This is a genomic window from Streptomyces fuscigenes, assembly GCF_021556455.1.
Taxonomy (GTDB): domain Bacteria; phylum Actinomycetota; class Actinomycetes; order Streptomycetales; family Streptomycetaceae; genus Streptomyces; species Streptomyces fuscigenes.
On record NZ_JAKGCV010000009.1, the window covers coordinates 27,720 to 45,767 of the forward strand.

The window sequence follows — 18,048 nt, forward strand, 5'->3', positions numbered from 1 at the left end:
GGGAGCCTCAGCTCCCCGCCGGGCGCGTCAGATCCTTGCGGAGTACGGCGCAGGAGCGGTCGGGGCGGCGCCGGTCGGGTGCGCGGTCGATCTCCTCGTAGCCGAGCGCGTTCCAGAAGGCGAGCGCGGTGGAGTTGTCCTCCGGCACGGCGACGCGGACACCGCCGCGGCCTGCGGTGCGGAAGCGCTCCTCGGCGGCCGCGGCGAGCTGCCTGCCGTAACCGGCCCGCCGCAGTTCCCCGTGGACCATCAGCAGCCCGATCACGGGGTCCGACATCCCGTCGGCGGGGTCGGGCGGCGACGTGCGGCGGGCCGCGGTTCCCGGGGCCGGGTCGCCACCGCTTCCGGGGGCGTGCGCGAGGGTGACCGCCACGGCGACGAGACGGCCGGCGGAACGGGCCAGCAGCACCTCGGCCCCCGGATGGACCAGTTCGTCGGCGAGCGAGGCCGCCACCTGCTCCGGAGTGATCGCGCCGGGATCCGGGAACTCGCCGCTGAGCTGCTGGAAGGCGTGGTCCGAGGCGTACAGCGCGGCGAGTTCGGTCAGGAGCGGGCCGGGCAGGTCGCCGTCGGCGGACTCCAGCGGTTCGACGATCATGCGCGCAGCGTACGCGCGGGGGCCCGGACCGGGCCGGGCCCCACGCTCACGCCCGACGTACGTTCGGAGTCAGAGGTTGACGCCGAAGTCGGTCGCGATGCCGACGAGGCCGGACGCGTAGCCCTGGCCCACGGCGCGGAACTTCCACTCGGCGCCGTTGCGGTACAGCTCGCCGAAGACCATGGCGGTCTCGGTGGCGGCGTCCTCGCTCAGGTCGTAGCGCGCGATCTCGGCGCCGCCGGCCTGGTTGACGACGCGGATGTACGCGTTGCGCACCTGGCCGAAGTTCTGCTGGCGGTTGTCCGCGTCGTAGATGGAGACGGGGAAGACGACCTTGTCGCAGTCCGCCGGCAGGGCGGCCAGGTTGACGTTGATCTGCTCGTCGTCGCCCTCGCCCTGGCCGGTGAGGTTGTCGCCGGTGTGGACGATGGACTGGTCGGGCGAGGTCTTGTTGTTGAAGAAGACGAAGTGCCCGTCGGAGACGACCTTGCCGTCGGCCTTCACCGCGATCGCGGAGGCGTCGAGGTCGAAGTCCTTGCCCGTGGTGGTGCGGACGTCCCAGCCGAGGCCGACCGTGACGGCGGTGAGGCCGGGGGCCTCCTTGGTGAGCGAGATGTTGCCGCCCTTGGACAGGCTTACAGCCATGGGAATTGTCCCTTTCGTTGCGAACGCCGGTGACGGATCGGAAGCTACCGCCACCCCCTACAACGCGGCCAGGGGAGGGTCGGGTTCCATCGACTTTACTTTCTTTACCGAGCTCTGACGCCCTTTACCGAGCTCTGACGCCGTCGGCACGGGCGTCCGCCCGCCGGCCTCCCCAGCCCCCCGGGCCCCGCCCGCCCCTGGCGTCAAATCGGGGTGACGGGAAGCCGGGGACGCGAGATCATGGGTGGCATGTCCGGACCGCCTTATGTCATCCGAGGCTCGGTCTCCCTGCCGGAGGCCGAGCTGATGTGGCGTTTCTCGCGTTCCTCGGGGCCCGGCGGACAGCACGTCAACACCACGGACTCCCAGGTCGAGCTGCGTTTCGACCTCGCGAACACGAAGGCGCTCCCGCCGGTGTGGCAGGAGCGCGCGCTGGAGCGGCTCGCGGCCCGGCTGGTGGACGGCGGCGTGATCGCCGTGCGCGCGTCGGAGCACCGTTCGCAGTGGCGCAACCGCGAGGCGGCGGCCGTACGGCTGACGGCCCTGCTCGCCGAGGCGACGGCGCCGCCGCCGCGCGCCCGCCGCAAGTCGAAGGTCCCGCGCGGGATCAACGAGCGGCGGCTGCGCGAGAAGAAGCGCCGCGCGGACACGAAGAGGGGCCGCTCGGGCCGCGACTGGTAGCCCCGCGCCCGCCAGAACCCCGGCCCACGTCCCGCGTCCCGCCGTGCCCGGCCTCCCCGCGGCGCCCGTCCGGCCCGTCCCGTCCGCTCAGTCGAGCTGCCGGTACCGTCCCCGGAAGTACGTCAGGGGTCCGCCCTCCGCAGCGGGCAGCTCGACCGCGAGGACCCGCCCGATCACCAGCGTGTGGTCCCCGGCCGCGACGCGCTGCTCGGTGCGGCACTCCAGGGTCGCGAGCGAACCCCGCACGAGCGGGGCGTCGGTGATCTCACCCCTGCGGTAGGGGATGTCCTCGAAGAGCAACCGGTCGCTCAGCCGGCCCTTCATCGCGAAGCGCCCGGCGATGTGCCGCTGGCTCTCGGTGAGCAGGGACGCGGCCCACAGCGGCTGCTCCTCCAGGAGGTCGTCCATGCGCGAGCCGGTGCGCACGCTCACGAGGACGAGCGGGGGGTCGAGCGACACGGACAGGAACGACGTCGCCGTCATGCCCGCGTCCTCGCCGCTCGGGCCGTCCTCCGACAGGGGGGCCTCACGGGCCGTCACCAGGACCACCCCCGCGGCCAGCCGGGACATGACGCCGCGGAACTCGTCGTTGCTCACCCCCTCAGCATGGGGGACGCCGCGGTGGTCGTGCGGCAGGGGAAGGGCGGAGGCTCGAGTTGTCTGGTGCACGCGTCGGACGCTAACCGGAGCGTCCGTTCCGCCGCATCGGGCCAGGGGACCAGCCGGGACCTAGGACCACCGCGGTGCCTCGGGGCACGCGCGCGAGGGGAGAGCCGACCTGCGGTGAACCCGCAGGTGGGACCGTGTGGGAGCCGACGACTGAACCCTCCGGCACACTGAACCGTGTTCAAAAAGGTGCAGAGAGCGCTCCCACCCTCTCGTCCCGATCGTTCATCATTTGATGTGACTTGACTCACAGAGCCCACTAATCGTTGACCCTGTGTACCGGTCAAACAGCTCGCTGTGATTCAGTGAAGGGAACAGTGCAACACGAGAGGCGATCAGAATCCTGGAGTTGCTGTCGAGGTCTCAGGGAGAGCGAGCGATGGAGACCGAGTCGGAGCCCTATGTCCGTCTTGCGACCATGCGGCAGCTGCATCAGGCCGTCGCGGAGCTCAACACTGCCCGGAGCCTGGCGGACACGCTGCAGACCGTCGCCGACGGCGTCGTGACCGGCCTCGGCTATGAGCTGGCCTGCGTCAACGTGGTCCAGGCCGACGGTGACCTGGTCGTCGCCGCGTTCGCCGGCTCCGCGGCGGCCGAGGCGCTGATCGCGGGACGCGTCGGCTCGCGCACCTCCTGGGAGCGGCGCCTGAACATGGGCGAGCGCTGGGGCGAGCTGCGGTTCATACCGCACTCGGAGGGCTGGGTCCTCCTCGACGACGACGTGCCGCAGTGGCACACGGAGGGGCCCGAGCCGCGGTTCGCCGACGAGTGGCATCCGCAGGACCGCCTCTACGCGCCCATGTACGCGTCCACGGGCGGGGGCACCAGCGAGTTGCTCGGCGTCATATCGGTCGACCGCCCGCGCGGCGGCCGCAAGCCCGGCGCCTGGGGCCAGGAGGCCCTCCAGATGTACGCGTCGCAGTCGGCGTTCGCCATCAGCAACGCCCGCCTGCGGGCCAACATGCAGCGCGCGCTCGTCCGCCTCGAACGGGAGCAGCAGGCGCTGCGGGCCAGCGAGGAGTCCTTCCGCCAGGCCTTCGAGTACGCGCCGAGCGGCATGGCCGTCGCGGAGATGGGCGGCGACCAGCGCGGACGGCTGCTGCGCACCAACGACGCGCTGTGCCGGCTGCTCGGCAGGCCCGCCTCGGCGATGCGGAGGCACTCGTTCGCCGACCTGGTCCACCCCGAGGACATCGGCACCCTGCTGCGGACCTCCGCCGAGGGAGGCAGGGCCGAACTGCGCCTCACCCGCCGCGACGGCTCGTACGTCTGGGTGTCGCTGCGCAACTCCGTCGTCGCGGACACGGCCGACGGGCCCCGCTTTCTGCTGACGCACGTCGAGGACATAGAGGAACGCAAGAGCCGTGAGATCCAGCTCGCCCACCGCGCCTCGCACGACTCGCTGACCGGCCTGCCCAACAGCGCCGAGCTGCGGGCCCGGCTGAGCGCCCGCATCTGCTCGCGGCCGGGCGCCTCCCGGGCCGCGACGGCCGTCGAGCAGCTGGACGCCGCGTTCGGCGGGTACGACGGCCCCGGCGTGGGCCACGGGAGCGCGCCGTACGACGCCGACGGCGGCCCGTACGAGGCCGATGCACTCCACGACGGCGCCGGCGGCCCGTTCGCGAGCGACCCCTATCAAAGGGGTACGAGCGGTACGTACGAGAACGGATCCCACGACAACGCCGCGTACGAGATCGCCTACGACGGCTACGGGGCCGGTGCGGACGCCTACGAGGAGCGCACCGGGGAGCGCGGCGGCGCCTTCGGCGGTTTCGCCCCCCTCGGCGGCGCGCACGACCACCACACGCACATCGCCCCGCCGGGCGAGGGTCCGGGGCAGGAGGGCGGGAAGGGACTCGCCGTCCTCTTCTGCGACCTGGACGGCTTCAAGTCCATCAACGACCGGTTCGGCCACAACACGGGCGACGCCGTGCTCATCGAGGTCGCGCGCCGGCTCACGACCGGCGTGCGCGACGGGGACACCGTCGCGCGGCTCGGCGGCGACGAGTTCGTGGTCCTCGCGGACGGCCTCGGCCCGGGCGACGCCTCCGACCTGGCCGTGCGCCTGCGCAACGCGATCCTCCCGCCGATCCGGGTGGACGGCCGTGCCGTGCGGGTGGGCGCGAGCTTCGGCATCGGCTGGGCGAGCTGCGGGATGAGCGTGGAAGAGGTGCTGCAATCCGCCGACCAGCGGATGTACCTGGAGAAGAGGTCCCGCAGCAAGGTCAGCCGCAGGGCGGGCTGAGCGGCGCGCGGGCGGCCGGTCGGCACGGCCGGTCACGGTGACGGCCGGCGGCCGGTCCGGCCTCGGCCCGCGCCGTCGGCGGCAGCGTGTGCCCGCGCGGGCCGTGGCTGAATCCGGACGCTCCCGAAAGGGCGGGCGAGACATTGTTCACCCGGCCGCACCGCGGCCGTTCCCGGGCGTCCACCGCGGGTGCGCCGACGAGGCAGAAGGGGCTTCCGGAGCCGTGCCCGCACGGGCGAGCGCAGTCCGGGGCCCCAGGTACAAGAGGTAGGCTCGCCCGGTCGGCGACGCTGACGAGATGGTAGAGGAGTGACCCAGGGATGACGGCCGGGAACGACGGCGCGAGCACACCCGAGGACGACGACCCCTTCGGCTATCTGTATGCCGACGGGCAGCAGTCGGGCGGTGCCCAGCAGCGGCGGCAGGGCGGCTACGGCTACCCCGGCCCCGCGGCCCAGCCCGGCGTGCCCAGAACTTCCTACAACCAGGTCAGGACGGTCGGGGAGCGCCAGTACGGCGGCCCGCAGCAGCAGGTCCCGCCGCAGGGCCAGTACCCGCAGCAGCCGGGCCCCTACGGCCAGCAGGGCACTCCTCAGGGGTCCTACGGGCAGCAGCAGGCGGGGTACGGCCAGCAGCAGGGCGGCTACGGCGCGCCCAACCCGCACTACGCGGCTCCCGAGACGCAGACCATGGGCCCCGGTGCCGCGCCCCGCCAGGGGCCGCCGGGCGGGCCCTCGGGGCCGGGCCAGCGCGGCGGTCGCGGGAGCGGCCCCAACACGCGCGGCCTGCTGATCGCGGCCGTCGCCGTGGTCGCCGCGGTGGTGATCGGCATCGCCATCGCGCTGATGACGAGCGGCAGCGGTGACTCCAAGGACGACCAGGCAGGTTCCGGCGCTTCGGCCTCGGCCGGCTCCGGCGCCTCCGAGGGCCCCTCGGACAAGCCCTCCGCGAGCGCGAGCGACGGCGGCGCGCTGCCCGAGCAGGACGCCTCCACGCTCCAGCTCTCGGCGCCGGCCGCCGCGGCCACCGACGTGCCGGGCGCGAAGGCGAAGGGCGGCGTGTACGTGGCGATGCCGGGCGTCGGCGCCGCGGCGACGTGGACGGTCGACGTGCCGAAGGGCGGCAAGTACACGCTGTTCGCGAACTACGGCGTGCCGGGCACGGACGCGAAGATGTCGCTGTTCGTCAACGACCAGGACCGCCGCTCGATCAGCATGAAGAACTTCGCGAACGCCCCGGCGGGAGCGGCGGACAAGGGCTGGACGACGACGTACTCGTGGATCAGCCTCAAGAAGGGTTCCAACACGATAAAGATCTCCTGCGAGCAGGGAGACCAGTGCGGTGTGAACCTGGACCAGCTCTCGCTGAAGGCGGGCAACGTCACGAGGTGAGTGCCCCACGGGGCACGAGGACCGCGCACGTCGGCTCCCGTCGCGGGACGCGCGTGCGCGGCACCGGATCACGAACGGCCGGGAGGTCCCGGACGGCGGCGGCCCCGGGCGCTCGGGGCGGGTCCTGTCCGGGCCCGCTCGCGCTGCGACGGGCGCCCGCGCGGGCGGCCCGGTCAGTGGCCGCCGACGGGCCCGACGAAGGTGGCCGGGTGGGTGGCCCCGTCCTGGCGCAGGACGGGCTGGTAGTCCCAGGCGAGCGACGCGGAGTGCGTCTCGTTCGGCGGGGTGACGACGAGGGTCTTCACGTCGACCTGCTCGCCGTCGCCCTTGCTGTAGGGCATGTACGTCACGGTGAAGCTGGTGCTGCCGCCGGGCCGCACGGTCACCGCGTGGGGCGCCTGGGAGGTCTGCCGGCTGAGCGACCACGTGACGCCGCCGCCCACGAGGTCCACGCCCGGGTAGCCGTCCATGCTGCACGCCGCCGAGCCCTTGTTCGTCATGGTGACGACGACCCCGCCCGGGGAGCCCACCGACTGGGCGCCGCTGCCGGGGCCGTACGCGAAGGCGAGGTCGGCGGTCCGGCAGGCGCCCCCGCCGGTCGCGGCGTCCGCCCGGGCGGCCGTGCCGCGGGCGGGGGAGGCGGCGGAGCCCCGTCCGGACGATCCCGCGGCGGCCGCGGCCTGGCCCGAGCCCGATCCGGAATCGGTGCCCGCACCGGATGCGGCGGTCGCACCCGCCCCGTCGGCGTCCTTCGAGGAGCCCGCCGCGGTGCCGCCCCCGGCGCTCCCGGTGGCCGTCGAGGCGGTCGCGGAAGCCGCCGCCGAGGCGCCGTTCGTGCCGGAGGCGCCTCCGCACGCGGTGAGGAGCAGGCCACCGGCGAGGGTGGCGACGGCCAGGGGAAGGATCGAGGAGCGACGCATCAGGGAGTACCTCGGTTCGGGGCGCCGCAGCCCTGGGGCGCGGCTCGGCGGACGAGCGGTTTCGGAGGCGACCTCCGCGGCCCCCTCTGTGATCATCCTTGCTCACCGAAGGCCGTTCATGACCGTCCGTCGTGCCTCTACGACCGCACCGTCGAGCGTCTGTGACATGGCAACAGTGCACGTCAGGGGGCGCGGCAGGGCGTTGAGCCCCGGAAGGGCGGGCCGTTCGACGGTGCGGCGGCGGCCGGGAGCCGCCGCCACGTCCCGGGGCTGTCACGGTGGCGCACCGCTCGCCCCCCGAGGCGCAACCCGGAGGCTCCCGGCGCGTCCGCCCACCGGGCCCCGCGCTGCGGCTTCCGTCACCGGGTCCTAGGCGACGGCTCCCGCCGCGCCGGCCGTCGCCGCGTCCGCCGCGTCCGGCGCGACCACCAGGAACGCGTCCGCCGCGAGGTCCATCACCACGGTCGCCTCGGTGCCCTCGTCCCGCCGGTGGGCCGCGAACTCCTCGGCGGGCCACGCTCCGCGTGGCGCTCCGGCGGGGAATCGGGCCAGGATCTTCTTCTCCATCAGGCGCTCCCCTCGGGGTTGTTGCTCTGCTTCTGCGTATGTCCACACTCCCCCTCGATACGCCTGCCGAATGCGTCGGTGTGCCCGGCGTTCCCGCGCATGCACCGCGGCCCCGTCGGCACGGTGCCGAGGGGGCCGCGGTCGCGTAGTTCGCGTCGCTGAGTGCGTGTCGCTCCGGCGGCTCAGTACGAGAGCGCCGGCGCCTTCGCGGCGCGGGAGGCGCTGCGCACGGTGGAGACGCCCACCGCCAGCAGCCAGTAGCTGAGGATCGCGCCCATCAGCGCCGTCGTGCCCCAGCCGTTGGCCGCGTAGAAGTGCGCGGGGACGTTGCCGAAGAACAGCGACGGGACGAAGGCCAGGTTGACGGCGGCGAGGGTGTAGGCCGACCAGCAGGTCCAGCGCGGCAGCAGGCGGGTGCGGGAGAGGATGAAGCCGACGCAGGCGAGGAAGATGCCGAGCATGAGCCGGGAGATCGAGCCGTACAGGATGTAGGTGCCGCTGACGGTGATCGTCGGGTCGATGGGGTGGTCGGACGCGATCACGGCGCCCGCCTCCAGGCCGCTGGAAACCAGGGTGACCGTCGCGTAGACGAGACCCGAGGCGAAGGCCAGGGAGCCGGCCCACTCGTACTCCGGGCTGACCCGCTTGACGAGTTCGCGGAACGCCGTGACGAACAGGACGAGGAACGCGAGCCCGAGGATCCCGAGCAGCAGCCGCGCCAGCACGTTGGAGGCCGGCGGCGGCCCGGAGTAGACGAAGTACAGCGGCACTTCGACGATGAGGGCGGCCGCGGCGGAGATGCCCGCGATGCCGGTGAAGCGCCTGGCGATGGTCTCGTTCATGGGTTCCCCCGAAGTGTGGTGTCGATCCGTGTCGTGCCGGCGCCCGCTGCCGCGCGGGCCGCGGCCCCCGGGCGGGTGCCGCGTGCGGTGGTGCGTACGAGTGCCCGCGGTGCAGCGTGCGGTGATGCGTGCGGTGATGCGTGCGGTGATGCGTGCGAGTCGAGCCTGCGGTCGTGCCGCCTGCGGTCGTCCCGCCTGCCGTCGTGCCGCCTGCGGTCGTGCCGCGCCCGCCGCGTCCTGCCGGCACCGAGAATCCTGCCGCTCCCGGCGCCCCGGGTCGCTGGGCCTGAGGACCGGATCGGGGGTGGACCTGACGACACCCTCCCGCGTGGCACGGGCCACCCGAATCTCTGCTTCTCGCCGGGGTATGCGCGCAGGGCCCATCGGCGCCACGCGGTCCGTACACCGGCCTCCCGGCGGCGGAGACCGCGACGGCGATAATGGGCGAAATCCGAACCCAACGGACAGGATGAGATGAATATCGGCCGCCCACGTCGATCGAATCCCGTACGACAGGGCCGCGCGAGGACCGGTCCGGACCGCCCGGTCAACGACCGGCTGCTCCGCTCACTCCTGCGCCGGCGGAAGCGGCCGCTGACCGAGGCCGACGTCACCGTGACGAACAAGGCCGAGGTGCACCGGGCGGTGTCCGCGGCGGCGCTCGGCAACATGATGGAGTGGTTCGACTTCGGCGTGTACGCCTACCTGGCGAGCACGCTCGGGAAGGTGTTCTTCCCGTCGAGCTCGCCGGGCGCCCAGGTCGTCTCCACGTTCGCGACGTTCGCCGCCGCCTTCTTCGTGCGTCCGCTCGGCGGTCTCGTCTTCGGTCCGCTGGGCGACCGCATCGGCCGCAAGCGCGTCCTCGCGGTCACCATGATCATGATGGCGATCAGCACGTTCGCCGTGGGCTTCCTGCCGGGGTACTCGGCCATCGGTTTCGGGGCGCCGATCCTGCTGCTGATCTGCCGTCTGGTGCAGGGGTTCTCGACCGGCGGCGAGTACGCGGGCGCCACGACGTACATCGCCGAGTACGCGCCGGACAAGCGCCGCGGCTTCCTCGGCAGCTGGCTCGACTTCGGCACGTTCATCGGCTACGCCTTCGGCTCCGGCGTGGTGACCCTCCTGACCGCGCTGCTCGGCAGCGACGGGATGGTGCACTACGGCTGGCGCATCCCGTTCTTCATCGCGGGCCCACTGGGTCTCGTCGGCCTCTACATGCGGCTGCGGCTGGAGGAGACACCGGCGTTCCAGCGCGAGCAGGAGGCCGCGGCCGCCGAGAACCGCGAGGGCGGGGGCGGCGCGGCCGAGGCGGCGCGCGCCGACGACGAGCTGGCGAGCGGCGCGCGGCAGTCGGGCAAGGGGCGGCTGCGGGAGATCTTCACGCAGCACTGGGAGGCCGTGCTGATCTGCATGGGCCTCGTCCTGCTCTACAACGTCACGAACTACATGGTCACCTCGTACCTGCCGACCTTCATGACGGAGACCCTGCACCAGGGCGACGTGACCGCGCAGTTGCTGATCCTCGGCACCATGGTCGTGGTGGCCCTGACCATCACGACGGTGGGGCGCTCCTCCGACCGGTGGGGGCGGCGGCCGATGTTCCTGGCGGGCAGCATCGCGATGGTCGTGCTGGCCGCCCCGGCGATCCTGCTGATCAAGCAGGGCGGGATCGTGCTTCCGGCGCTGGGCTGCCTGATCCTCGGCCTGCTGCTGGTGTGCTTCGCGGGCACGTCCGCCTCGACGCTGCCGGCGCTGTTCCCGACGCGCATCCGCTACGGGGCGCTCTCGATCGCCTTCAACGTCTCCGTGTCCCTCTTCGGCGGCACGACGCCGCTGATCGCGTCCGCGCTGGTGGAGAAGACGCACGACACCATGATCCCGGCGTACTACCTGATGATCGCCGGGCTGATCGGCCTCATCTCGACGTTCTTCCTGCACGAGACGGCCGGCAAGCCGCTGCGCGGCTCGGGGCCGATGGTGGAGACGGAGGAGCAGGCCCGCAGCCTGGTGGCCCGCAGCCGGACCGAGGCCGGCCGCCAGGCGCGGGACGTGTGGCTGCGGGTGCGCCACCCCGGCCGGCACCACACGCACCACGACGGCCGGGGCTGAACCCGGCGGACGGGCCGGGGCCGCGGGGCCCCGGCCGCCGCCGTCGCCGTCAGCCCCGCCGGGCCAGTTCCGGTACGAAGCGGGCCGCGTCGACCGTGCCGACACCGGTCGCCATGTCGTAGCCGCGCACCGCGTCGTAGCCGGTGACGCCCTGGTACGAGTTGTTCGTGCCGTCCCTCACGTCCACCACGCCCGTGAACGGGTTCCACAGCGACTGCGCCGACAGGCTGTACAGCGCCTGGTGGATGTCCCCGAGCCGGTGCCCGGCCTGCTGGTCGGCGAGCGCGACGATGCCGGAGAACAGCGGGCTGGCCTCGCTCGTGCCGCCCGACACCCCCCAGCCGGTGTCCGCCGGGTCGTAGCTCGTGTACGTCCAGGCGCCGCCGTCCACCGCGGCCGCCATGGAGACGTCCGGGGTGCCGCGCTGCGCGCCGACGGCGCGGCGGACGCCGTCCTGGTACGAGGGCCGGGCGAAGACGTGCGACTGACCGCCGCCGCCCGCGCCGTAGTCGTTGTAGACGCTGTCGGGCGCGGTGCGCGCGCCCTTCTCGTCCAGGTGCAGCTGGGTGCCGCCGATGGACGTCACGAGCGGGTCGGAGGACGGCCAGGAGTTGACGCGCCGGTCGTAGTAACCGACCCCGTCCTCGGTCGAGTCGGTGGCCCCGCCGTCGCCGGAGGAGGCGAGCACGGTCACGCCGCGCTTCGCCGCGGCCTCGAACGCGTACCGCAGTCCGCGGATGCTGGAGAAGTCGCCCGCGGCGAACCCGGGGAAGGTGTTCTCCGTCGCGCCGAAGCTCTGCGTGATGACGTCGCCGACGCCCCGGTCGACGAGGCTCTTCTCGGCGTCCATCATCTCGGGCAGGCCGGTGGTGCCCTCGGTCTCCGCGACGCCCGTCTCGACGAGGACGAGGCGCGCGTCGGGCGCGACGGCGTGCGCCATCTGCACGTCGAGGCTGGTCTCGCCGGCCCACCCGGTCATGGTCTCGTCCGTGGGGTCGAACGCCGGGACCTTGCCCCACTTCACGATGTCGACGTGGGTGCTCTTGATGCCGAACTGCTTGCTGTAGACGTCGAGGTCGTGCTGCACGGTCGGCGAGCCGAAGGAGTCCACGATGACGATCGTCCGGCCCTTGCCGGTGATCCCCCTGCGGTAGAGGGGGTTCAGGTCGTACGCCTGCCGGTACTGCGTGGGCGTGTAGCACGCGATGCCGTACTGGGCCTGGCACTGCGCCGTCGTCAGCGGCCCGCTCGCGCCGCGGACGAGCTGGTGCCCCGCCACGGCCGGCACGGGCCGGGGAAGGGCGGCGGAGGCCGCCGGCGCGAAGGCAGAGGCGGAGGCGGCCGGGGCGGGCGCCGCTCCCGGCGCCGTGGCGAGGGCGCAGGCCGCGAGGGCGGTGACGCCGGCAGCCAGGGCAGCGGCTCTCTTCCGGGGCAGGGCCGGGAGAACTCTGTGCATGGAGGTGCTCCTTGCATCGAGTGGATCATGCCGACCGATCGGGCGATCGGTATGACGATCAGATCGTCAGGTCGTCGCTGGAACAAGGAGCCCTGCACGCGGGAGGCTCCTGTTTACTCCGGCCAGCCGAATATTTTGCCCGTACATGACACCTTCGCGGCTTGGCTTCGCGACTCGGCGCGACCCACCCGGGCACCCCGTCAGGAGGCCGACGGGCGCGGACGGAGCGGAGCGACGCAGGGTAGCGGGGGGCGGGGCAGCGAGGGGCCGGGGCAGCGGGGCGGGGGGCGGGGGGCCGCGAGTACGCGTCCGGGGTCCCGGACGCACGGCACCGGAGGAACGGCACCGGACGGGCGGCGGCCGCGGGAGCGCGGGCGGCCGGCATCGGAAGATCGGCGAAATCGCAGACTCGCGGAACCGCAGAAGCGCTGAATCGCGGGAGCACTCCCGGCCGGTCCCGGAGCAGCGGGGTCCGCGGGTGTGAGCTTCGAGGCGCCACGACACGGGCGCGGGCCCACCCCGCCGAGGGCGGTGTATGGGCCGCGAACCTCATGACACACCCATATTAAGTAACAAATACATCAAGGAGCATAAAATCAGCATCAATGCTGATTGAGGTGTGGCACTCAGGTGACTCGGATTCGGTCACACGCCACATCGAAGGAGGTGGCCGAGATGGCGGCACACACGTCACCCGGCGCGTCATCCAGTACGTCACACAGCATTGACGAACACCCGGACATCATGGCCCTCCGAGCCCGCTCGGAGAAGGCCACTTCCACGCCCATGGCGCAGGCGGTGGAAGGGCTCGCGCTGCTCGCCGGTCTGTACCTGGCGGCATCCCCCTGGATCACCGGATTCAGCGGATTCACCGCGCTGACTATCACCAACCTGATCGCCGGAATCGCGTTCGTCCTGTTCACCATGGGCTTCGTCAACTCGGCCTACGAGCGCACGCACGGCATGAGCTGGGCCGCACTCGGCATCGGCGTGTTCACGATCATCGCCCCGTGGGTGGTGACCGGCAGTTTCGACACGACCCGAACGATCTGGAGCAACTGTGTCGTCGGCGGCGTGATGGTGTGCCTCGCGCTACTGACCGCGGTCATGGGCGCGGCGGGAGCGCGACGGCGCTGACCGCGGCACCACCGGAATCGATTCCGACGGAACCGGCGGCACGGATGCGTGCCGCCGGTTTCGTGCGCGCGGGCCCGCCGGACACCGGACGCCCGTCCCGGCGGGCCCCACCGTAGGGTTGGCCGCATGAACGCAGGCCGCAGCTCCGCCGGACCCGACACCGCGCCCGGGGCGGACGGTGAGGCGAGCGGGCCCGGGACGGACGGTGGCACGGACGGCTCCGCGTACGTCGCGGCCTACCTCCGCCGCATCGGCCTGCACCCCGAGAACGCGCTCGACGCGCTCGACGCGGACGCCGCGACCCTGCGGGCCGTGCACCGGGCGCACGCCTACGCGCTGCCCTTCGAGAACATCGACCCCGTCCTCGGCACGGTGCCGTCCCTCACGGCCGCCGACCTCGACGCCAAGATGGTGCGCGGCGGCCGGGGCGGCTACTGCTACGAACAGAACACGCTGCTGGCCAACGCCCTCGTCGCCCTCGGCTTCCGCGTGACCCTGCTGGCCGCGCGCGTCCTCGTCGGCACCGACGACATCGCCTCGCGCCCCCGTACGCACATGGCGCTGCTGGTCGAGCCGGTCGCGGGCGAGGACGGCAGCGGGCAGACGGGCGGCGGGCAGACGGACGCCGGACGGGCGGCCGAGGGGCGCACGCCGTACCTCGCCGACGTGGGCTTCGGCGCCCCGGGGGCGCTCCTCGAACCGGTGCCGCTCGTCGCCGACACCGTCTTCACGGCCGAGGGCCGCACGCACCGCCTCGTACGCCTGCCGCATGACGGCCCGTCCCCGATGTGGGCGCTCGAGGCCCGCGGCGGGAACGGGTGGGCCCGGCAGTACGCGTTCACCCGCGAACCCTTCGAGCGGCCCGACTTCGACGTGATCAACTGGCACATCGCCACCAACCCGCGGTCGCCGTTCTCCCGGCGCCTGTTCGTGCAGCGCGCGCTGCCCGGGAGTGTGCACCGGGCGCTCACGGACGGCACGTTCACCGAAACGCGCGACGGCGGCGCGGTCCGCACCTACGACGTGCGCTCGGACGCCGCGCTGCGCGAAGCCCTGACCGGCGAGTTCGGCATCACGCCGCCCGACGGCGCCGACCTCGCCCCCGCGCACCTCGCGGCGCGCCGCCTCACGCCCTGACCTCGTCGGGCGGCGGGTCACCACGGCACCCTCGGACTGAGGACTCCGGACTCCGGACTCGGGACTCGGGACTGCGGGCTCCGGACTCGGCGCTCGGGCCATGGAGGCTGCCCGGGCGCACGGACCGGCCGGCACGCCTAGCCGAGGGACGCGCCCGCCTCGCGTACCCGGCGCACCGCCTCCCGCACGCCCCCGTCCCAGGGCGTCCCATGTCCCGGGAGCACCCACTTCGCGTCGATCTCCGCGAGCCGGTCGAGCGAGGCCAGGGCCTGCTCAGGGTCGTCGGTGAAGGGCGCCGGAGCCGGGCCGCGCCGCCCGGTGAGCACGTGGCGCGTCGTGAGCCCGTCGCCGACGAACACCGCGTCGACCGCGGGCACGTGCACGGCGATGCTGCCCGGCGAGTGCCCGGGCAGCGCCATGACGCGGGGTGCGCCGGGCAGGTCCAGCACGTCCCCGCCGGCCACCTCCGACACCTCGCTCAGGTACGTGGTGCGCAGGCCGCCCTTGCGGGCCGAGTACCACAGGAAGCCGGCGGTGGCGCCGATCTTGGCGTGCCCCATGCTGTTGTGCGCCTTGGCCTCTCCCCGGGCGCGGGCCGCGTCGGCGCCGTGCACGAAGACCGGGGTGCCGTGCTCGCGGCGCAGCCGCTCGGCGAAGCCGAGGTGGTCGGTGTCGCCGTGCGTGAGCACCACGCCCCGGACGTCCGCGGGGGTGCGGCCGAGCCCGGCGAGCTCGGCCTCCAGCTCCCGGTAGTGCCCGGCCAGCCCGGCGTCGACGACCGTCACGCCCTCGTCGGTGACCACCAGGTAGCACGCCACGATGTCGTTGCCGATCCGGTGCAGGTTCTCAGCGAGCCTCATGTCCTTCTCCTTCTCCATGTACAGCTGCCTCCACGCCCGGAGCTTCCGGGCTCGGAGGCTCCGGGACCTCACGACCCCGGGAGCCACGAAGCCGCCGGGCCTCGATGGCTATGAGCCGTAGCCATGACAGCTACGATACATAGCCATCATGGCTATGGCCAATAGCTATGATGGAGAAGACACCGCAGCCGGAAGGAAGATTCATGCCGACACCCGAACGGACCTCGCTCGAAGCCATCGTCGAAGCGGCCCGCGACATCCTGGAGACGCAGGGCATCGCGCAGCTGACCATGCAGGCGGTGGGGAGCCGGGTCGGCGTGCGCGCGCCCTCGCTCTACAAGCGGGTGCGCAACCGGGACACCCTCCTCCGCCTGGTCACCGAGGCGACCTTGCGCGACCTGGAGGAACACCTCGGCGCGGTTCCGGTGTCCGCCGACCCCGGCGAGCGGCTGGGCCACCTGCTGCGCGCGATGCGCGCCTTCGCCCACTCCCGTCCGGCCGCGTACCACCTGATCTTCTCCAACACTCCCGCGCCGACCCGGCCCGAGCCGGCCCTGCTCGCCCACTCGGCGGCGCCCCTCCTGGAGACGGCGGCGGAGCTGGCCGGACCGGACCAGGCGCTCGAGGCCGCCCGCACGGTGACCGCCTGGGCGCACGGCTTCATCAGCATGGAGCTCGCCCACGCCTTCAACCTGGGCGGCGACGTGGAGCGCGCCTACGAGTACGGCATGGCCCGCCTGGCGAGCGCCCTCACCGAACCAGGTGCGCCCGCCGAACCGGGCACAGCCGCCGAATCCGGCGCCCCCGCCGGACCGGGCACCCCGGCCGGACGGGACGGCGAGGGGGCCGGGGGCCGGTGAGGGACGCGGCCCGCCGCGGTCCGGCCGCGGCGGAGTGGGCCGGACGACGCACCGGGCCCCCGACCGCGCGAGAATGCTGGGACGGGGCCTGCCCGCGGGGCCGGAGGGACGGGCGCCGCCCACGCGGCGGCCCCGGACAGCGGCGGACGGCGGCGACCGGCTGTTCGCCGTGAACGGCTGGACAGCTGCGGACGGCTGAACGGCTGCGGACGGCTGCGAGCAGCGACCGAACGACCGAGAACCGACGACCGACGACGAACGACCGACCGACGAACGACGGACGACTACGAACGACGAACGACACAGGAAGGGGCGTGACGGCCATGCGCGCCGTGGTGTTCGATGAGTTCGGCGCCGCGCCGGAGGTCCGGGAGGTGCCCGACCCCGTCCCCTCGCCGGACGCCGTCGTCGTGCGCGTCGAGGCCACGGGCCTGTGCCGCAGCGACTGGCACGGCTGGATGGGGCACGACGAAGGAATCACGCTGCCGCACGTGCCGGGACACGAACTCGCGGGCCGCGTCGAGGCGGTGGGCTCCGCGGTGGTGGGCTGGCGGCCCGGGGACCGCGTCACCGCGCCGTTCGTCTGCGCGTGCGGCCGGTGCGCGTCCTGCGCGGCCGGGCAGCAGCAGGTGTGCGAGGCGCAGGAGCAGCCCGGTTTCACGCACTGGGGGTCGTTCGCGGAACTCGTGCCGCTGCGCCACGCGGACGTGAACCTCGTCGCCGTGCCGGACGCGATGTCGTTCCTGACGGCCGCGTCGCTCGGCTGCCGGTTCGCCACCGCCTACCGGGCGGTCGCGGAGCGCGCGGCGGTCCGTCCCGGCGAGTGGCTGGCCGTGCACGGCTGCGGCGGTGTCGGGCTGTCGGCGGTGATGATCGCGGCGGCGGCGGGCGCGCGCGTCGTGGCGGTCGACGTGGCGCCCCGCGCGCTGGAGCTGGCGCGCGAGTTCGGCGCGGTGGCCACCGTCGACGCGTCGTCGGTCGAGGACACGGCCGCCGCGGTGCGGGACGTGACGGGCGGGGGCGCCGAGGTCTCGATCGACGCCCTGGGCTCCGCCACGACCTGCGCCGCGTCCGTGATGTGCCTGCGGCGGCGCGGCCGGCACGTGCAGGTCGGGCTGCTGCCCGGCGGCAGCACGCCGGTCCCGATGGACCGGGTCGTGTCGTACGAGATCGACGTCCTGGGCTCGCACGGCATGGCGGCGCACGCGTACCCGCGCCTGCTGGGGCAGGTGGCCTCGGGCGGCCTGCGCCCCGATCTGCTGGTCACGTCGGTGATCGGGCTGGACGCGGCACCGGCGGCGCTGGCCTCCATGGGGGAGCGGGCGGGGGCGGCCAGGGCCGGGATGACGGTGATCACCCCCCAGTCCTGAACGCGAGACCCCGGCGCCGGACGACCGCCTCCGGCAGCAGCGCCGGACGACCGCCTCCGGCCCCGGCGCCGGACGGCGCCTCCGCGCCCGCCTCCGGATGCCCCACCAGCCCGCCCCACCACCCCGTGCCCGGCCCCGGCGCACCACCGGGCCGCCCCACCACCCTCCGCCCCGTCGCCCCGCCGCGCCGGAACACACTGCGCGGCGGACCCGGAGACTCCCGCGAAGCGGAACCGGGAACAGCACGCGAACCGCACGCGGGACGGGGCCGGTGACACCGCACGAGGCGTGCCCCGACCCGGGAGCCCCGGGCGCCCCCGCATGCGGCAACCGGGGGACCCAATCTGAGTATTGAGTTAATCGGTCGCGGCCGCCGTGTGGCTTTTTCCTTTCCGGGCACGGGCACTTTGTGGACCCGACACCTGGAACCGACACGACAGCGGCGGCCGGTGCGAACGGTGCGACCGAGGAAGCGACGGGCGGCGGCAGACGCCCCGGGTACGTCCCCCGGGGCGCCGCCGCACGTCCCTCCGGCGCCCCGGCCGGCCGCTCCGGCCGCGCGCC

General features: G+C 73.5%; 16 protein-coding genes. 8 read left to right on the forward strand and 8 right to left on the reverse strand.

The genetic code is table 11. The features are described 5' to 3' along the window. Window positions 1-7 precede the first annotated feature (7 nt). Window positions 8-598, reverse strand: a complete 591-nt coding sequence (locus L1885_RS02540) for a GNAT family N-acetyltransferase (protein ID WP_235795280.1) — start codon at window positions 596-598, stop codon at window positions 8-10. A gap of 69 nt (window positions 599-667) precedes the next feature. Beyond that, window positions 668-1,243 (reverse strand): TerD family protein, encoded by a 576-nt coding sequence (locus L1885_RS02545; RefSeq protein WP_235795281.1) that lies wholly within the window; start codon window positions 1,241-1,243, stop codon window positions 668-670. Between the two features lie 249 nt (window positions 1,244-1,492). On the opposite strand from L1885_RS02545, the gene arfB reads away from it, so the two are divergent. Beyond that, on the forward strand, window positions 1,493-1,924 hold the full coding sequence (gene arfB, locus L1885_RS02550; protein ID WP_235795282.1) for an alternative ribosome rescue aminoacyl-tRNA hydrolase ArfB: 432 nt from the start codon (window positions 1,493-1,495) through the stop codon (window positions 1,922-1,924). 87 nt (window positions 1,925-2,011) lie between these two features. Here arfB and L1885_RS02555 read toward each other — a convergent pair whose 3' ends face one another. Beyond that, a complete protein-coding gene (locus L1885_RS02555) occupies window positions 2,012-2,494 on the reverse strand; it encodes a flavin reductase family protein (RefSeq protein ID WP_372481844.1) in 483 nt (160 codons plus the stop codon). 475 nt (window positions 2,495-2,969) lie between these two features. Between L1885_RS02555 and cdgB the strand changes: the two genes are divergently transcribed. Beyond that, on the forward strand, window positions 2,970-4,835 hold the full coding sequence (cdgB, locus tag L1885_RS02560; protein ID WP_235795283.1) for a diguanylate cyclase CdgB: 1,866 nt from the start codon (window positions 2,970-2,972) through the stop codon (window positions 4,833-4,835). A gap of 320 nt (window positions 4,836-5,155) precedes the next feature. Continuing rightward, on the forward strand, window positions 5,156-6,226 hold the full coding sequence (locus L1885_RS02565) for a carbohydrate-binding protein (protein ID WP_235795284.1): 1,071 nt from the start codon (window positions 5,156-5,158) through the stop codon (window positions 6,224-6,226). A gap of 173 nt (window positions 6,227-6,399) precedes the next feature. On the opposite strand, the gene L1885_RS02570 is transcribed toward L1885_RS02565, so the two are convergent. The 3 genes from L1885_RS02570 to L1885_RS02580 all read right to left on the reverse strand — a co-directional run bounded on the left by L1885_RS02570 (window position 6,400) and on the right by L1885_RS02580 (window position 8,555). Further along, window positions 6,400-7,146 carry a DUF4232 domain-containing protein gene (locus L1885_RS02570; RefSeq protein WP_235795285.1) on the reverse strand — a complete coding sequence of 249 codons (747 nt, stop codon included), beginning with the start codon at window positions 7,144-7,146 and terminating at the stop codon, window positions 6,400-6,402. Between the two features lie 369 nt (window positions 7,147-7,515). Beyond that, entirely contained in the window at window positions 7,516-7,713 is a 198-nt protein-coding gene (locus L1885_RS02575; RefSeq protein ID WP_235795286.1) for a DUF8839 family protein, read from the reverse strand. 182 nt (window positions 7,714-7,895) lie between these two features. Then, complete coding sequence (locus L1885_RS02580; RefSeq protein WP_235795287.1) at window positions 7,896-8,555, reverse strand: hypothetical protein; 660 nt, start codon at window positions 8,553-8,555, stop codon at window positions 7,896-7,898. Window positions 8,556-9,113: 558 nt separating this feature from the next. Here L1885_RS02580 and proP point away from each other — a divergent pair. Further along, window positions 9,114-10,664 (forward strand): glycine betaine/L-proline transporter ProP, encoded by a 1,551-nt coding sequence (gene proP / locus L1885_RS02585; RefSeq protein ID WP_235795298.1) that lies wholly within the window; start codon window positions 9,114-9,116, stop codon window positions 10,662-10,664. A gap of 49 nt (window positions 10,665-10,713) precedes the next feature. On the opposite strand, the gene L1885_RS02590 is transcribed toward proP, so the two are convergent. Next, entirely contained in the window at window positions 10,714-12,120 is a 1,407-nt protein-coding gene (locus tag L1885_RS02590) for a S53 family peptidase (protein ID WP_235795288.1), read from the reverse strand. A 744-nt stretch (window positions 12,121-12,864) separates the two neighbouring features. Here L1885_RS02590 and L1885_RS02595 point away from each other — a divergent pair. Then, complete coding sequence (locus tag L1885_RS02595) at window positions 12,865-13,257, forward strand: SPW repeat protein (RefSeq protein WP_235795289.1); 393 nt, start codon at window positions 12,865-12,867, stop codon at window positions 13,255-13,257. Window positions 13,258-13,383: 126 nt separating this feature from the next. Beyond that, window positions 13,384-14,394, forward strand: coding sequence for an arylamine N-acetyltransferase family protein (locus L1885_RS02600; RefSeq protein ID WP_235795290.1), 1,011 nt, complete (start codon window positions 13,384-13,386; stop codon window positions 14,392-14,394). A gap of 137 nt (window positions 14,395-14,531) precedes the next feature. Here L1885_RS02600 and L1885_RS02605 read toward each other — a convergent pair whose 3' ends face one another. Beyond that, window positions 14,532-15,254, reverse strand: coding sequence for an MBL fold metallo-hydrolase (locus L1885_RS02605; protein WP_235795291.1), 723 nt, complete (start codon window positions 15,252-15,254; stop codon window positions 14,532-14,534). 203 nt (window positions 15,255-15,457) lie between these two features. Here L1885_RS02605 and L1885_RS02610 point away from each other — a divergent pair, with 203 nt between their 5' ends. After that, a complete protein-coding gene (locus L1885_RS02610) occupies window positions 15,458-16,114 on the forward strand; it encodes a TetR/AcrR family transcriptional regulator (protein ID WP_235795292.1) in 657 nt (218 codons plus the stop codon). 323 nt (window positions 16,115-16,437) lie between these two features. Further along, window positions 16,438-17,484 (forward strand): zinc-dependent alcohol dehydrogenase family protein, encoded by a 1,047-nt coding sequence (locus tag L1885_RS02615; RefSeq protein ID WP_235795299.1) that lies wholly within the window; start codon window positions 16,438-16,440, stop codon window positions 17,482-17,484. Window positions 17,485-18,048 lie beyond the last annotated feature (564 nt).

What these genes read in the sequence shown, in the direction of transcription:
- L1885_RS02540 (WP_235795280.1), bottom strand. Translation starts at nt 598, where the DNA reads ATGATCGTCGAACCGCTGGAGTCCGCCGACGGCGACCTGCCCGGCCCG.
- L1885_RS02545 (WP_235795281.1), bottom strand. Translation starts at nt 1,243, where the DNA reads ATGGCTGTAAGCCTGTCCAAGGGCGGCAACATCTCGCTCACCAAGGAG.
- arfB (WP_235795282.1), top strand. Translation starts at nt 1,493, where the DNA reads ATGTCCGGACCGCCTTATGTCATCCGAGGCTCGGTCTCCCTGCCGGAG.
- L1885_RS02555 (WP_372481844.1), bottom strand. Translation starts at nt 2,494, where the DNA reads ATGTCCCGGCTGGCCGCGGGGGTGGTCCTGGTGACGGCCCGTGAGGCC.
- cdgB (WP_235795283.1), top strand. Translation starts at nt 2,970, where the DNA reads ATGGAGACCGAGTCGGAGCCCTATGTCCGTCTTGCGACCATGCGGCAG.
- L1885_RS02565 (WP_235795284.1), top strand. Translation starts at nt 5,156, where the DNA reads ATGACGGCCGGGAACGACGGCGCGAGCACACCCGAGGACGACGACCCC.
- L1885_RS02570 (WP_235795285.1), bottom strand. Translation starts at nt 7,146, where the DNA reads ATGCGTCGCTCCTCGATCCTTCCCCTGGCCGTCGCCACCCTCGCCGGT.
- L1885_RS02575 (WP_235795286.1), bottom strand. Translation starts at nt 7,713, where the DNA reads ATGGAGAAGAAGATCCTGGCCCGATTCCCCGCCGGAGCGCCACGCGGA.
- L1885_RS02580 (WP_235795287.1), bottom strand. Translation starts at nt 8,555, where the DNA reads ATGAACGAGACCATCGCCAGGCGCTTCACCGGCATCGCGGGCATCTCC.
- L1885_RS02590 (WP_235795288.1), bottom strand. Translation starts at nt 12,120, where the DNA reads ATGCACAGAGTTCTCCCGGCCCTGCCCCGGAAGAGAGCCGCTGCCCTG.
- L1885_RS02595 (WP_235795289.1), top strand. Translation starts at nt 12,865, where the DNA reads ATGGCCCTCCGAGCCCGCTCGGAGAAGGCCACTTCCACGCCCATGGCG.
- L1885_RS02600 (WP_235795290.1), top strand. Translation starts at nt 13,384, where the DNA reads ATGAACGCAGGCCGCAGCTCCGCCGGACCCGACACCGCGCCCGGGGCG.
- L1885_RS02605 (WP_235795291.1), bottom strand. Translation starts at nt 15,254, where the DNA reads ATGAGGCTCGCTGAGAACCTGCACCGGATCGGCAACGACATCGTGGCG.
- L1885_RS02610 (WP_235795292.1), top strand. Translation starts at nt 15,458, where the DNA reads ATGCCGACACCCGAACGGACCTCGCTCGAAGCCATCGTCGAAGCGGCC.
- L1885_RS02615 (WP_235795299.1), top strand. Translation starts at nt 16,438, where the DNA reads ATGCGCGCCGTGGTGTTCGATGAGTTCGGCGCCGCGCCGGAGGTCCGG.